14 protein-coding genes and 1 pseudogene are annotated in these 13,632 nt (G+C 62.5%); 8 read left to right on the forward strand and 7 right to left on the reverse strand.

Going from position 1 to position 13,632, the window contains the following annotated elements; all coding sequences use genetic code 11:
* Positions 1-56: 56 nt before the first annotated feature.
* Positions 57-653, forward strand: coding sequence for a TetR/AcrR family transcriptional regulator (locus BLU15_RS24325; RefSeq protein WP_090298691.1), 597 nt, complete (start codon positions 57-59; stop codon positions 651-653).
* A gap of 213 nt (positions 654-866) precedes the next feature.
* Here the strand turns inward: BLU15_RS24325 and BLU15_RS24330 are convergent, their stop codons facing one another.
* From BLU15_RS24330 to BLU15_RS24345, 4 genes and pseudogenes are all read right to left on the reverse strand, one after another.
* Entirely contained in the window at positions 867-1,292 is a 426-nt protein-coding gene (locus tag BLU15_RS24330) for a DUF4168 domain-containing protein (protein ID WP_060530163.1), read from the reverse strand.
* A gap of 466 nt (positions 1,293-1,758) precedes the next feature.
* Positions 1,759-2,016 carry an aldehyde dehydrogenase family protein gene (locus tag BLU15_RS40080; protein WP_244546802.1) on the reverse strand — a complete coding sequence of 86 codons (258 nt, stop codon included), beginning with the start codon at positions 2,014-2,016 and terminating at the stop codon, positions 1,759-1,761.
* Between the two features lies 1 nt (position 2,017).
* Positions 2,018-2,158: pseudogene (locus BLU15_RS40885) on the reverse strand (hypothetical protein); the annotation flags it as partial.
* Positions 2,103-2,936 (reverse strand): alpha/beta hydrolase, encoded by an 834-nt coding sequence (locus tag BLU15_RS24345; protein WP_090298746.1) that lies wholly within the window; start codon positions 2,934-2,936, stop codon positions 2,103-2,105. The gene BLU15_RS24345 and the pseudogene BLU15_RS40885, both read right to left, overlap by 56 nt.
* A gap of 328 nt (positions 2,937-3,264) precedes the next feature.
* On the opposite strand from BLU15_RS24345, the gene BLU15_RS24350 reads away from it, so the two are divergent.
* From BLU15_RS24350 to BLU15_RS24380, 7 genes are all read left to right on the forward strand, one after another.
* The gene (locus tag BLU15_RS24350; protein ID WP_090298694.1) at positions 3,265-4,884 is read left to right on the forward strand and encodes a benzoate-CoA ligase family protein; all 1,620 of its coding nucleotides are present in this window, start codon (positions 3,265-3,267) and stop codon (positions 4,882-4,884) included.
* A 4-nt stretch (positions 4,885-4,888) separates the two neighbouring features.
* Positions 4,889-5,725, forward strand: coding sequence for a tryptophan 2,3-dioxygenase (kynA, locus tag BLU15_RS24355; RefSeq protein ID WP_060518000.1), 837 nt, complete (start codon positions 4,889-4,891; stop codon positions 5,723-5,725).
* A 42-nt stretch (positions 5,726-5,767) separates the two neighbouring features.
* The gene (locus BLU15_RS24360) at positions 5,768-6,907 is read left to right on the forward strand and encodes an ABC transporter substrate-binding protein (RefSeq protein ID WP_060518003.1); all 1,140 of its coding nucleotides are present in this window, start codon (positions 5,768-5,770) and stop codon (positions 6,905-6,907) included.
* Between the two features lie 94 nt (positions 6,908-7,001).
* Positions 7,002-7,922, forward strand: a complete 921-nt coding sequence (locus BLU15_RS24365; RefSeq protein WP_034796285.1) for a branched-chain amino acid ABC transporter permease — start codon at positions 7,002-7,004, stop codon at positions 7,920-7,922.
* 7 nt (positions 7,923-7,929) lie between these two features.
* Positions 7,930-8,901 (forward strand): branched-chain amino acid ABC transporter permease, encoded by a 972-nt coding sequence (locus BLU15_RS24370; protein ID WP_034796282.1) that lies wholly within the window; start codon positions 7,930-7,932, stop codon positions 8,899-8,901.
* Positions 8,894-9,643, forward strand: coding sequence for an ABC transporter ATP-binding protein (locus BLU15_RS24375; RefSeq protein ID WP_090298696.1), 750 nt, complete (start codon positions 8,894-8,896; stop codon positions 9,641-9,643). Before BLU15_RS24370 ends, BLU15_RS24375 begins: the two co-directional genes overlap by 8 nt.
* Positions 9,640-10,326: an ABC transporter ATP-binding protein gene (locus BLU15_RS24380; protein WP_060518009.1), complete on the forward strand. Its 687-nt coding sequence runs from the start codon at positions 9,640-9,642 to the stop codon at positions 10,324-10,326. The genes BLU15_RS24375 and BLU15_RS24380 overlap by 4 nt, the downstream gene beginning before the upstream one ends.
* Positions 10,327-10,334: 8 nt before the next feature.
* Here BLU15_RS24380 and BLU15_RS24385 read toward each other — a convergent pair whose 3' ends face one another.
* The 3 genes from BLU15_RS24385 to BLU15_RS24395 all read right to left on the reverse strand — a co-directional run bounded on the left by BLU15_RS24385 (position 10,335) and on the right by BLU15_RS24395 (position 13,631).
* Positions 10,335-11,303 carry a threonine ammonia-lyase gene (locus BLU15_RS24385; protein WP_060518011.1) on the reverse strand — a complete coding sequence of 323 codons (969 nt, stop codon included), beginning with the start codon at positions 11,301-11,303 and terminating at the stop codon, positions 10,335-10,337.
* A gap of 141 nt (positions 11,304-11,444) precedes the next feature.
* Positions 11,445-12,692: a kynureninase gene (gene kynU, locus BLU15_RS24390; protein ID WP_090298749.1), complete on the reverse strand. Its 1,248-nt coding sequence runs from the start codon at positions 12,690-12,692 to the stop codon at positions 11,445-11,447.
* 15 nt (positions 12,693-12,707) lie between these two features.
* Entirely contained in the window at positions 12,708-13,631 is a 924-nt protein-coding gene (locus BLU15_RS24395; RefSeq protein WP_034796270.1) for an ABC transporter permease, read from the reverse strand.
* Position 13,632: the final 1 nt, after the last annotated feature.

Here is a 13,632-nt window from a genome sequence, read left to right on the forward strand (position 1 = left end):
AAATGAACGTTGTTCAACATTGAAAATGAACATCGTTCAACAAAATGAGGTGGCCAGTGGCCGGAAAGCGTGAAGCGAAGAAGGAAGATCTGAGATCGAGGCTTATTGCCGCCGGCACGGAGCTGATCCGGGAGCAAGGATTAAAGAACCTGCGCGCCCGCGATATAGCCGAGCGTGCAGGTGCGGCACTCGGCGGGCTCTACACCGTCTTCGATGATCTCGACGGACTGATCCTGCATATCAACTCGAGTACATTGAAGCGCCTGGAAGCCGCCCTCAATGCCGCGGTCCAACCGGCGGCAGATGTTCAGGAGGCCTTCCTGAGCCTGGCGCTCGCCTATCTCCGTTTTGCGCTCGCAGAGCGAAATCTATGGTCGGCGCTATTTGAACACAGAATGCCCGAGGGTGCCCCGGTCCCCGAGTGGCATCTTGCCGAACACGGCTTTCTGATCGGTCTCATCGCAGCACCGCTCGCGCAGCAATTTCCGGATGCTGCTCAAGAGGACGTGGCAGTTCGTGCCCGCACGTTCTTCGCGGCCGTTCATGGGGTAATCTCTCTCAGCCTCGAAGGACGGTTCATCGGAATAACGCCCGAAGTGCTCGAGCGCGAGATTACAGCACTCGCCGGACTTCTTGCCAGGCGCCCGAACTGACGCGCTCATTGCCGGTTTCAGCGAGATAGATCGCGAACTGGTCGTAGGTGATCGTCAAAGGACAACAGGAAAGCGGAAGAGGCTAGCCAGGCGATCTTGAAGCGGCTGGACCTTGGTCCGGCAGATCGGCGAAGATCCATTTCGTAGCGGGTAGCCCACACCTGGTGCGGGCTAACCATTTGTCGCTGTGCAACTGGTTGCGTCCGAGCCCGGTTATTGCTGTGCCGGAGCGGTGTCTTGGAGTTTTGCCTGAACCTTCTTGGCGACTGCCGGATCGCTCTGTGCAGCTGTAAGGATTGCCGAATACTCTTCGATCGAAATGGCAGGTGAGGCTTGGACGGCCTCGACCATTTTCTTGCTGGCTTCGGTCTCCAGGTCCTTCTTCGCCGTTGCATCCGACGTTGCTTCTATCTTGGCGGAATATTCCTGCCTGACCTTGTCGACCTGAAGATAGGCAACCGCGAAGGCCTCGATTTTCTGGTCGCTGATCGCAGCGTCCGGGCCCTTGCTGCCAGCCTGGCCCTGCGTCGGCTGGGTCGTTTCAGCCTGAGCGATCTCAAGGGCGGATGCGGGGCTGACGACCATGAAGCTGAAGACTGCCGCCGCGAGCGACGCGACGGGTTTGTAACCGGTGATCATATTCATTCCTCTCTGATGCGCATGACGTGATCAGGAGCGACACTGACTTTCAATCGCCCCTAAGGTCGGCCGGATACCGAATGCGCCGCGACGATGGAACGCTGGCATGGGCTCGATGCGGCCGTATCGGGGCCATTTGCTGACCATTCCACGGCAGCTTTACGGCTCACCCGACGGGTCCGGTCCCATCAAGAACCTCCCGGTCCCGGGCCGACTACGTTTTCCGCACACATCACGGCGACGCACGATCCAGAGTGACGTCGAGGAGTACGTTCGCGCCGGCGGTTACATTGCCGGGTGACGCGTATTCGCGCGGATTGTGACTAATCCCGTCGCGGCAGGGCACGAAGATCATCGTGGTCGAGACCCGGCGCGCCAGATTGAACGCGTCTGGCCGGCGCCGGAGACGATGTCGCGATGGGAGAATTGGCGCTCTCTTGCGCTTGCTCTAACGGCCGCGATAAAATCACGATTGAAAGCGATCACCGGCGAATGCCAGGTCAGCCGCCCCTGGCTGGGCACGGTTGATGAGCGGGCCAACCGCCACCCTGCCCGAGGCCGGATCACCGACCGACAGCTTGCCGGCATGGTCTGCGAGCCTGCGGGTGTCCTCTCCGGCGATGCCCGAGTGCACCAGCACGCGCCCCGCCGACAGGTAGATCTGCCCCTGATGCAGATAGACGCTCCAGACGGCATTCTTGACGGCAAAGGTCAAGGTCGGCATCGTCGAGCACGATGAAGGAATTCTTGACGCCGACTTCCAGCGACACCTCCTTCAGTTTGCGCCCAGGGAGCGACCCAGCCCGACGTTCACACGTCCGACAGCAACGTCCGCACCAGGGGGTGCTTGGCGTCGGCAAGTCCATCGACAACGTTAAAGTGGTGCCGGTCCGGTTCCGCGACAGCAGCCGTTGTTGCACCTAATCCGGTCCAGATATTGGCAAGAAGCGCGTTCTGACGCAGGAACTCCGCACGCTCGCCGCCTCCGACCCAGCAGGTGATGCGGGCGTCTGGCATCGGCCGCAGCAGTGCCGGGCTCTGTGAAAGTGCCTCGGCCTCGTCAATCGCGAGCTTCTCGTTCATGGCCGTCGACATGATCGGGCGCAGGTCATGCACGCCGGAGATCGAGACGACGTTGCGGATCCGGCCCTGGACATCAGGCGAAAGCGGCGCGGTCGTCGTGATCATTCGGCTGACGAGGTGGCCGCCGGCCGAATGGCCGGTCAGCATCAAGGGACCCTCGACGCGTTTCGATGCCTCGCTGATAGCGGCGGCGACCTCTTCGACGATCCCGGCAATACGAATCTTTGGGCAGAGCGTGTAGGACGGCATCGCGACGGCATAGCCGCGCTCCACTGCTCCGGCCGCCAAGTGCGACCAGAAGCTCTTGTCGAGCTGTAGCCAGTACCCGCCGTGGACGAAGACCAGCAGGCCCTTGGGCGAACCGTCGGGAAGAAAGAGATCCATGCGGTTCCTCGGCCGATCGCCATAGGCAAGGTCGAGTTTGGCGCGTCCGGCGCTCAAGAGGGCGTTGCGGAACGCCTCGGCCGGTTTGACCCAGGCTTCCGGCCAGCGATCGCCGCGCGCGATGTTCGAGCCGTTCGCATAGGCGTCGTCCCAGTCGGAAATGCGGTGTTCCAGCATCGATTTCATCCTCCCTTTGATGTCTCCTCACAGATAGCAATCGCCTGCCCCAACGGGAAAGGCAATGCCGGCAATCGAAAAAACTTTAGGCTTGAAATAATTTTGGACTGGTGCGATGCTGCCCCATGTTCAGCCGAGAAGTGGAGGTCTCGCTGTGCCAATCGCCATAACTGGAGTCGCGTCGGCGCCGGCCCGTGTCACTTTGAATAGTGCCGCGACGCTTGCCGCTTGTCCGCAGACCAGGGCTTTGAACCACCGCAAGACTTTCAGCCGGCTTTGAACAATGCCTGGGCAACAGGCACGAACGAAATTAGGGAACAGCCGCCACATGCTTGGACCGACTTCGCACGTCGACACGTTCACTCGCGACCATCTTCCGCCACAGGAAGAATGGCCGGAGTTTCTTCTCGAAGGTTTTGACTACCCGGATCACCTCAACGCCGCCGTCGAATTGACTGACGCCATGGTTGCCAAGGGTTTCGGCGATCATACCGCGTTGATCGGCAATGGCCGCCGCCGGACTTACAAGGAACTGTCCGACTGGACCAACCGTCTCGCCCACGCGCTGGTTGAAAATTACGGTGTGAAGCCCGGGCACCGCGTGCTCATCCGCTCTGCCAACAATCCGGCCATGGTCGCCTGCTGGCTGGCAGCCACCAAGGCCGGCGCCGTCGTCGTCAACACCATGCCGATGCTCCGGGCCGGGGAACTCGCCAAGATCGTCAACAAGGCCGAAGTCAGCCTGGCACTTTGCGACACGCGACTGATGGAAGAAATGATCGTCTGCGCCAAGGACAGCCGCTTCCTGAAGCAGGTCGTGAGTTTCGACGGGACCGCGAACCACGACGCCGAACTCGACCGCATTGCGCTCGACAAATCAGTGGTCTTCGAGGCGGTGCATACCGGTCGCGACGATGTGGCGTTGCTCGGTTTCACCTCTGGCACGACGGGGATTCCGAAGGCGACCATGCACTTTCACCGCGATCTCCTGGCGATCGCCGACGGCTATGCCCGCGAAGTGCTCGGGGTCACGCCCGACGATATCTTCGTCGGCTCGCCGCCGCTCGCATTCACCTTTGGCCTTGGCGGCCTTGCGATCTTCCCCTTGCGCTTTGGAGCCGCAGCGACACTGCTCGAGCATGCGACGCCGGCCAACATGGTGGAGATCATCGAGAAGTACAAAGCGACGATCTCGTTTACCGCCCCCACCGCCTATCGGGCGATGATGAAGGCGATGGATAACGGCGCCGATCTTTCATCACTGCGCGTCGCGATCTCGGCGGGCGAGACCCTGCCCGGTCCGGTCTTCGAGGAGTGGACGGCCAAGACCGGCAAGCCGATCCTCGACGGGATCGGCGCGACCGAGATGCTGCATATCTTCATTTCCAACCGCTTCGAGGACCGCAAGCCCGCCTCGACCGGCAAGCCGGTCGGCGGCTACGAAGCGCGGATCGTCAATGACGACATGCAGGAAGTCCCCCGCGGCACGATCGGCAGGCTTGCGGTGCGTGGCCCGACCGGCTGCCGCTACATGGCCGACAGCCGACAGCGCGACTATGTGCGCGACGGCTGGAACCTGACCGGCGACGCCTTCTATCAGGACGAGGACGGCTTCTTCCATTTCGCCGCCCGTTCGGACGACATGATCATCACCGCCGGCTACAACATCGCCGGCCCCGAGGTCGAAGCCGCCCTGATTTCCCACCCGGAGGTCGCAGAATGCGCCGTCGTCGGTGCGCCCGATCAGGAACGCGGCCAGATTGTCGAAGCCTATGTCGTTCTGATATCTGGCGTGTCGGCAGACGACGCAACGATCAAGCGTCTGCAGGATCATGTGAAGGCGACGATCGCGCCTTACAAATATCCGCGATCGGTAAAGTTCCTGGACAACCTGCCGAAAACAGCCACGGGCAAGATCCAGCGGTTCCGATTGCGGTCGGAGAACTGAAAACATGAGCAAATCATACGACCCTTCGAAAGAAGGCGCCCAGATGTCGTTCGAGGGACGCATGTCCTATAGCGACTACCTGATGCTGGAAAAGGTACTGGATGCGCAGGAGCCGCTTTCCAAAGCCCATGACGAGATGCTGTTCATAATCCAGCATCAGACGTCCGAGCTCTGGATGAAGCTCGCGCTGCACGAGATCAACGCGGCGGTCCGCTCGATCCGCGACGACCGGCTGGAGCCCGCATTCAAGATGCTGACGCGCGTCGCCCGCATCTTCGAGCAGCTAAATAGCGCCTGGGATGTGCTGCGAACGATGACCCCCAGCGAATACACCACGTTCCGTGAATCGCTCGGCCAATCCTCCGGCTTCCAGTCCTGGCAGTACCGGGCGATCGAGTTCCTCGCCGGCAACCGCAATGTCGCGATGCTCGGGCCGCATGCGCACCGCCCCGACATCATGGAAAAGCTGGAAGCGATCCTGGCAGCGCCGTCGCTCTACGACGAGGCGATCCGGCTTCTTTCGCGCAACGGTTTCGATGTCGGCGCGGAAGCGGACAAGAGCGATTGGCGCGAGACGCGCACGGAAAGCGAAAAGGTCTTCGCCGCCTGGCAGATCGTCTACCGCGATCCCGAGCGCTATTGGATGCTCTACGAGCTCGCCGAGAAACTGGTCGATTTCGAGGACTACTTCCGTCGCTGGCGCTTCAACCACGTCACGACCGTCGAGCGCATCATCGGCATGAAACGCGGAACCGGGGGCACATCCGGCGCGTCCTATCTGAAAAAGATGCTCGAAGTGGAACTTTTCCCCGAGCTCTGGCACGTGCGCACGGGTCTCTGATAGAACACAACCCAAAAGGGAACCAACAAAGAGGAGAACAGCATGAACCGCATTCTGGCAGCAGGCCTTCTTGGCCTTTCACTTGCAACGTCAAGCCTTGCCCATGCCGAGCCGGTGAAGATCGGCGTCATCACCACGCTGTCGGGCGGCGGCGCCGGCCTCGGCATCGATATGCGCGACGCCTTCACGCTGGCGATCAAGCAGTCGGGCAACAAGGACGTCGAGCTGGTAATCGAGGACGATGCCCAGAAGCCGGAACTTGCGGTGCAGATCGCCGAGAAGATGATCCAGGGCGACAAGGTCGACCTGATGACGGGCATCATCTGGTCGAACCTTGCGATGGCCGTCGTGCCGAACACGGTGGCACAGGACGTGATCTATCTGTCGCCGAACGCCGGTCCCTCTGCACTTGCCGGTGCGAACTGCAATGCGAACTATTTCAACGTCGCCTACCAGAACGACAATTTCCATGAGGCGATGGGGCAATACGCCAACAAGGACTATAAGAACGCCTTCATCCTCGCCCCCAACTACCCCGCCGGCAAGGACGCGCTGACCGGCTTCAAGCGCTATTACAAGGGCGCGCTTGCCGGCGAGATCTACACGCAGGTCGGGCAGACGGACTACGCTGCCGAAATCGCCCAGATCCGCGCCTCGGGTGCCGACACCGTCTACTTCTTCCTGCCCGGCGGCATGGGCATCGCCTTCATGAAGCAATATGCCCAGTCGGGCGTGAACATCCCCGTCATGGGCCCGGGCTTCTCCTTTAGCCAGGACGTCCTGCCGGCGATCGGCGACGCGGCGCTTGGCGTCAAGAACTCGGCGACCTGGTCGAAGGACCTCGACAACGAGGCCAACAAGAAGTTCGTCGAAGCCTTCAAGGCCGAGTACAAGCGCCTGCCCTCGATCTACGCGGCGCAGAGCTGGGATACCGCAAACCTGATCCTGGCCGCGCTGTCCAAGGCAAGCGTCAAAGACAAGGACGCCTTCCGCGCAGCACTTAAGGCAGCAGACTTCCAGTCGGTGCGCGGCAAATTCGTCTTTAACAACAACAACCACCCGATTCAGAACATCTACGTCCGCGAGGTGGTGAAGGAAGCCGACGGCGTGCTCACCAACAAGATTATCGCCACCGCCTTCGAAGACCACAAGGACGCCTACGCCGAGAAGTGCAGCATGTAGTGCCCTGCACCTGTCGTTGCCCGGGTGCGCGGCCTTGATGCCGCCATCCGGTCGATGATCCATGTCCTCCTGACATCAAGCTTGGACCGGTCTCTTGTTCACCGCACTTCTGATCGAACAACTGCTCAACGGGCTCCAGCTCGGTGTGATGCTGTTTCTGATGGCCGCCGGCCTGACCCTGATTTTCGGGGTCATGGGCCTCATCAACCTGGCGCACGGCTCACTGTATATGATCGGCGCCTTTGCCTGCGCCACGGTCGCAGCCGCCACCGGCTCCTTCTGGATCGGCCTCATCGCCAGCCTTGCAGCTGCAGCTGGTGTCGGCGCGATCATCGAGGTTGCCGTCATCCGCAGGCTCTACGACCGCGATCATCTCGATCAGGTCCTTGCGACCTTCGCGCTGATTCTGATCCTGTCGGAAGGCGCCCGCTGGCTCTTCGGCTCCTTCCCGCTCTATCTCGACATTCCCCCCTTGCTCCAGGGTGCCGTACCGCTGCCGGGCGGCGGCCAGTACCAGCTCTACCGCCTGGCGATCATCGGCGTCGGCATTGCCGTTGCGATCGGCCTCTATCTGTTGATCTCCAGAACCCGGCTCGGCATGCGCATCCGGGCGGGCGAGTCCGATCGAGAGATGATCGGAGCGCTCGGTGTCGACATCGGCACGCTCTATACGGTCGTCTTCGCACTCGGTGCAGCGCTTGCCGGGCTTGCCGGCGCATTGGTGGGTGCATTGCAATCGGTGCAGGTCGGCATGGGCGAACCGGTCCTCATCCTCGCCTTCGTCGTCATCGTCATTGGCGGTATCGGCTCGATCAAGGGGGCACTGGTCGGCGCTGTCATCGTCGGTGTCGTCGACACGATGGGCCGTTTCCTGCTCCCATCGCTTCTGGCACTCACCATGCCCGCATCACAGGCGACCACGATCGGTGCGGCGCTCGCCTCGATGCTGATCTACGTCGTCATGGCCCTTATCCTCGCCTTCAGGCCGAGTGGCCTGTTTTCGGCACAGTCATGAGGCCAAGATGACCCGCGAAACCACAATCAACCTGCTTCTCGCCCTGCTGCTTCTCGGTGCGCCGATACTGGCTGCAAGCTTGGGCGAACCCTTCTACGTGACGCTCGCAACCCGCATCGTCGTGCTGGCGCTTGCCGCCGTCGGCCTCAATATGGCGCTCGGGCTTGGTGGGCTGCTCTCTTTCGGGCATGCGGCCTTTTTCGGCCTCGGCGGTTATGTCGCCGGCATCCTCGCCACGCACGCCTTCAATGCCGAACCGCTCTTTGCCGGCATTCCGGCGACGACATCCATGCCGCTGATCTGGGTCGTCGCCGTCGCGGTCGCCGGGCTCATCGCGTTGCCGATCGGTGCGATCAGCCTGCGCACCTCAGGCGTCTATTTCATCATGATCACGCTCGCCTTCGCGCAGATGATCTACTACTTCGCGATCTCCTGGCCGGCCTATGGCGGCGAGGACGGCCTGTCGCTGTCGATGCGCAACGCCTTTCCCGGCGTCAACACGGCCAAGCCCCTGCCCTATTTCCTGATCTGCTACGCGGCACTGATGGCGGCGCTGCTTCTGTTTCGCGTGGTCGAGGGTTCACGCTTCGGCAGCGCCCTGCAGGCGGCGAGACAGAACGGTACCCGCCTTGCCGCAGTCGGCATCGCACCTTTCAACATCCGCCTCGTCGCCTTCGCCGTCTCGGCGATGATCACCGGGTTTGCCGGCGCGCTCTATGCCGACCTCAATCGCTTCGTCGGTCCCTCTATGCTCTCCTGGCACATGTCGGGTGAACTGATCGTGCTGATCATCCTCGGCGGCAAAGGCCGACTGTTCGGCCCGGTTGCCGGCGCGATGATCTTCGTCTTCTTCGAATATGTGCTCGGCGGCATCACCGAGCGCTGGCAGTTCTTCCTCGGCCTCATCCTGCTCGGCATCGTGCTGTTTGCCCGCGGCGGTCTGCTGGGTCTCCTCTCCGGAAAGCCGCGCCATGTCTGAGCCCGTTCTCGAAATCCGCGACCTCAGAAAATCCTTCGGCGCCCTCAAGGCGACGGATGGCGTCAGCCTCGAGCTTCACCCGGGGCAGATCCATGCGCTGATCGGCCCGAACGGCGCCGGCAAGAGTACGCTGATCCACCAGATCGCCGGATCGCTCAAGGCCGACAGCGGCACGATCAGTTTTCTCGGCCAGGATATCGGCGGCCTCGATATGGCCGCCCGCGCAAGGCTCGGCCTTGCCCGTAGCTTCCAGATCTCCTCGCTGGCGCAGGAATTCTCGGCCCTTCGCAACGTCATGCTGGCGGTGCAGGCGCGCCACGGCAGCAGCTTCCACTTCTTTCGCCAGGTCAGCAACGACAAGCAACTGACCGAACCGGCGATGGCGATGCTGGAGCGCGTCGATCTTGCTGCGCGTGCCCACGTGCCGGCGGCCGAACTCTCGCACGGCGAACGCCGGCAACTCGAAATCGCCATCGCGCTGGCGCTGTCGCCGAAAGTCTTTCTGTTCGACGAGCCCATGGCCGGCATGGGACCGGAGGGCTCCAAGCGGCTGACTTCGTTCCTTGATGGGCTGCGTCACGAAGCGCCAATGCTCTTGGTGGAGCACGACATGGATGCGGTCTTTGCGCTGGCGGATCGCATCTCCGTGCTGGTCTACGGCCGCATCATCGCGTCAGGCACAGTCGATGAAATCCGCAGCGATCCCGATGTGCGCCGGGCCTATCTGGGAGAAGCCGCGTGAGCCTGCTCGAACTCAAAGGTCTCGAAACCTTCTACGGCGCATCCCAAGCGCTCTTCGGCGTCAACCTCGATGTGCGCGAGGGCGAGGTCGTCGCGCTCATGGGCCGCAACGGCATGGGCAAGACGACGACGATCAACTCGATCCTCGGGCTCGTGCGCCCGCGTTCAGGCGCCATCTCCTTTGCCGGCAAGACCATCTCCGGCCTGCGCCCGCACAGGATTGCAAGGCTCGGTCTCGGTCTCGTTCCTGAAGGACGGCGCTGCTTTCCCAATCTCACCGTCATGGAGAACCTCGTCGCCACGGCTCGCGGCAACGAATGGACCTTCGAGAAAGTGACCGCGCTCTTCCCTCGCCTCGGCGAGCGGCGCGATCAGTATGCCAACACGCTTTCGGGCGGGGAGCAGCAGATGCTTGCGATCGGCCGGGCCTTGATGACCAATCCCAGCCTGCTCATTCTCGACGAGGCAACGGAAGGGCTGGCGCCGGTCATTCGCCAGGATATCTGGTCGGCGATCCGCACTCTGAAGGCGGCAGGGCAGTCGATCCTCGTCGTCGACAAGACGCTTTCGGAACTCCTGCCCGTTGCCGACCGCTGCTTCGTCCTGGAAAAGGGCGCGACCGTATTCGAGGGAGCGCCGCTTGCGCTGACGCCAGAACTCCAGGATCGCTATCTCGGCGTTTGATCGGTCGCTCAGGCCGAGGGAATGCCACCGCCGAGCACTGTGGAATAGGCAGCCGCGTCGATGTTTCCGCCCGAGACCACGCAGACGATGTTTCCCTTGAGATCCGGTCGCGCGATTGCGGCGGCAAGCGAGGCAGCACCCGCGCCTTCGGCAACGATCTTCGCCTTCTTGAAGAGAATCCGCATCGCTTCGGTCACCTGCCCCGGGCTGACCGCAATCGCCCCATCGATCAGGTCACCGACCACCGGCCAGATCTGTGGCACCAGCGACGGTGCGCCGATGCTCTTGATAAAGGAGGGGCGGGTTTCGATCGTCACGATTTGGCCAGCGGCCAGGGCCGCCGAAACAGGGGCGGCGCTGTCATCTTCAACCGCAAAGACACGGCAGCGGTCGGAAGCGGCCTTGATAGCGCTGGCCACCCCGGTGGTCATGCTGCCGCCGCCATACGGGGTAAGCACGACGTCGACATCGGGCAGATCCTCGATGATCTCCACACCGATGGAGCCGTTCCCGGCCAGCACCGCCTGATCGGTCACCGGATTGATCAGCAGTTCCGGCGCATCCGGATGATCGGCGCCAGTGATGTAGTCCCACCAGGTCTCGGCACTGACGAACCGTACTTCTCCGCCGAGCGCACGCACACCGTCGATCTTGGTCTGGGGTGCGCCGCGATACATGTAGGCAACCATCGGCACACCGATGAGGCGTGCCGCCCAGGCCATGCCATAGGCCATATTGCCGGAACTGGTGACTGCGACGCCGCTTTCGAGTTCGGCCGGATCGCGCGACAACACAGCGTTCAAGGCGGGACGGAGCTTGAACGCGCCAATTGGCGACAGCGTCTCCAGTTTCAGGAATATCTGACGGTCCGGAAACCCAAGATCGAGCCTGACGAGCGGTGTGCGCGCGAAATGCGGCGCGATGCGTTTACGGGCATCGGCGATTTCCTCCGGGGTCGGGCGGTGTGGCGCGATCATTGCTTAAATCCCCCGTTAGCCGTCCTCTCGCCTCCAGGCACAATGGCTCTGAACGAATCCGCTGCGGGGCGGCAGCCTCGGTATGTGTCTGAACAAGAGGCAACGGGCGAAATACCGCCCGCTGCTCTTCGGTGCCATCAATCAGGTTACGGCCGCACGGACCGCGAAGCGCGCATCCTGCCATGCACCGGTGCTGAGGATGTCCTCCAGGATTTCGACGGCCTGCCAGACGTCGGCGTAGCTCACATAGAGCGGCGCGAAGCCGAAGCGCATCGTCGTCGGCGCGCGGAAATCACCGATAACGCCACGGGCAATCAGCGCCTGCATGATTTCGTAAGCGTGCGGGTGTTTGAACGACACCTGGCTTCCGCGCTTGGTTCCGTCGCGCGGGCTTTCGAGCGCCAGACCGTGGGCACCGCATTTCGCCTCAACGAGCGCGATGAAGAGATCCGTGAGCTGGATGCTCTTTTCGCGCAGCGCTTTCATGTCGACCTCGTCCCAGACGTCGAGCGCGCCCTTTAGCGCCCGCAGCGACAGGATCGGCTGTGTTCCGCAGAGGAAACGGCGGATGCCCTCGCCGGCAGCATAGTGCTTCTCGAAGGCGAAGGGACGGGCGTGTCCCCACCAGCCGGTGAGCGGCTGGCGGATATCGCCGTGGTGACGGGTGGCTGCATAGATGAAGGCGGGGGCTCCGGGGCCACCGTTCAGGTACTTGTAGGTGCAGCCGACCGCGAAATCGACATTGGCGCCGTCAAGATCGACTGGCAACGCGCCGGCCGTATGGCAGAGGTCCCAGATGACCAGCGCGCCATGTTCGTGCGCCTTGCGGGTCAGGGCCGCCATATCGCGCAGCTCGCCGGACTTGTAGTTGACGTGGTTGACCAGAACGACGGCGACGCTGCCATCGATCAGATCCTCGATCTCGGGCGCATCGACCCCTTCGAGCCTGAGCGAGGCGCCCGGACGCGTCGAGACCACGCCTTCGGCCATGTAGAGATCGGTCGGGAAACTGCCGCCTTCGCTGACGATCACCGACCGATCGGACCGCAAGGCCATGGCCGCATGGAGGGCCTTGTAGATGTTGATCGACGTGGTGTCGCAGACGACGGTCTGGCCGGCGGCCGCCCCGATCAGCCGCCCGACCCGGTCGCCGAGCGTCAGCGGCATCTCGAACCAGCCGGCCGTATTCCAGCTGCGGATGAGGTCCTGCCCCCATTCCTCGGTGGCGGCCTTGCGAAGCTCGTCGAAGGCGGCGGTCGAGGCAACGCCGAGCGAGTTGCCGTCGAGATAGATGAGACCCGGCGGCAGGATGAAACGCTCGCGCATCGGGCTGAGCACATCGGCCACATCCATGGCCTTTATCGCGGCAAGATCAGGAACTGCATTCATGAAGGTGGTCCTCATTTATTCGCGAACGGTTTCGCGGGCGGGCGCAGGGCCGCGGCTTCGCTTGAGGCTCGGAAGAGCCAGCATGGCCAGAACGAAGAGGCCGGTCGCAAGTTTCAGGTCCGGCGGTGGCATGCCGGCGGCCAGGCAGAAGGAGACGAGCTGGTAGTAGACGATCGCACCTACGAACGGCGCAGCGAGCTGGCGCGCCACGCTCTGCTTGCCGACGATCGCCTCGCCGATCATCAGCGCCGCAAGGCCGTTGATCAGGATGCCGAGGCCCATGTTGACGTCAGCAAAGCCCTGTGACTGCACCATCAGCGCGCCGCCTGCCGCCGAAAACGCACCCGCAAGCCCAACGCCACCGATCGTCGCCATCCAGACATTGATCCCTTGAGCTTCAGCCATATCGGGATTGGCGCCGACGGCGCGAACGGCCGTGCCTTTCTCCGTGCGGAAGAAGTGGTAGAGCAGGACGAAGACAATGAGTGCGATCAGGCCCGCGACGACGATCTTGCTTGCGGGGAAGCCCGGCTGCAGCCCCGGCGCCCAGTCGAACACCGTTGGCGCACCGAAGACCGAGAGGTTCGAGCGACCCATGATCCTGAGGTTGATCGAATAAAGCATCGTCATCATCAGGATGCCGGCGAGCAGCGTGTGGATCCGGAACCGCAGATGGATGAAGGCCGTGCAGCAGCCGGCAACGAATCCGGCGAGAAGTGCGATGGCGATCGCGGCGAGCGGCGACATGCCCGCCGCCATCAGCACGCCGCAGACGCAGCCGCCGAGCGGAAACGCACCCTCGCTGGTCAGATCCGGGAAGCTCAACATGCGGAACGGGATCATGATCCCGAGCACGACGAAGGCGAGGATCAGGCTCTGCGCGAGCGTGACGGGAACGAGCGAGACGAAGCTCGCGAAGGTATTTTGAAGAATATCCATG

Origin of the sequence: Ensifer sp. YR511 (genome assembly GCF_900103045.1) — a bacterium.
GTDB classification, from domain to species: domain Bacteria; phylum Pseudomonadota; class Alphaproteobacteria; order Rhizobiales; family Rhizobiaceae; genus Ensifer; species Ensifer adhaerens.

Coding starts and splice junctions, on each gene's coding strand:
- BLU15_RS24330 (WP_060530163.1), bottom strand. CDS start 1,292: ATGATCACCGGTTACAAACCCGTCGCGTCGCTCGCGGCGGCAGTCTTC.
- BLU15_RS40080 (WP_244546802.1), bottom strand. CDS start 2,016: ATGCCGACCTTGACCTTTGCCGTCAAGAATGCCGTCTGGAGCGTCTAT.
- BLU15_RS24345 (WP_090298746.1), bottom strand. CDS start 2,936: ATGCTGGAACACCGCATTTCCGACTGGGACGACGCCTATGCGAACGGC.
- BLU15_RS24350 (WP_090298694.1), top strand. CDS start 3,265: ATGCTTGGACCGACTTCGCACGTCGACACGTTCACTCGCGACCATCTT.
- kynA (WP_060518000.1), top strand. CDS start 4,889: ATGAGCAAATCATACGACCCTTCGAAAGAAGGCGCCCAGATGTCGTTC.
- BLU15_RS24360 (WP_060518003.1), top strand. CDS start 5,768: ATGAACCGCATTCTGGCAGCAGGCCTTCTTGGCCTTTCACTTGCAACG.
- BLU15_RS24370 (WP_034796282.1), top strand. CDS start 7,930: ATGACCCGCGAAACCACAATCAACCTGCTTCTCGCCCTGCTGCTTCTC.
- BLU15_RS24375 (WP_090298696.1), top strand. CDS start 8,894: ATGTCTGAGCCCGTTCTCGAAATCCGCGACCTCAGAAAATCCTTCGGC.
- BLU15_RS24385 (WP_060518011.1), bottom strand. CDS start 11,303: ATGATCGCGCCACACCGCCCGACCCCGGAGGAAATCGCCGATGCCCGT.
- kynU (WP_090298749.1), bottom strand. CDS start 12,692: ATGAATGCAGTTCCTGATCTTGCCGCGATAAAGGCCATGGATGTGGCC.
- BLU15_RS24395 (WP_034796270.1), bottom strand. CDS start 13,631: ATGGATATTCTTCAAAATACCTTCGCGAGCTTCGTCTCGCTCGTTCCC.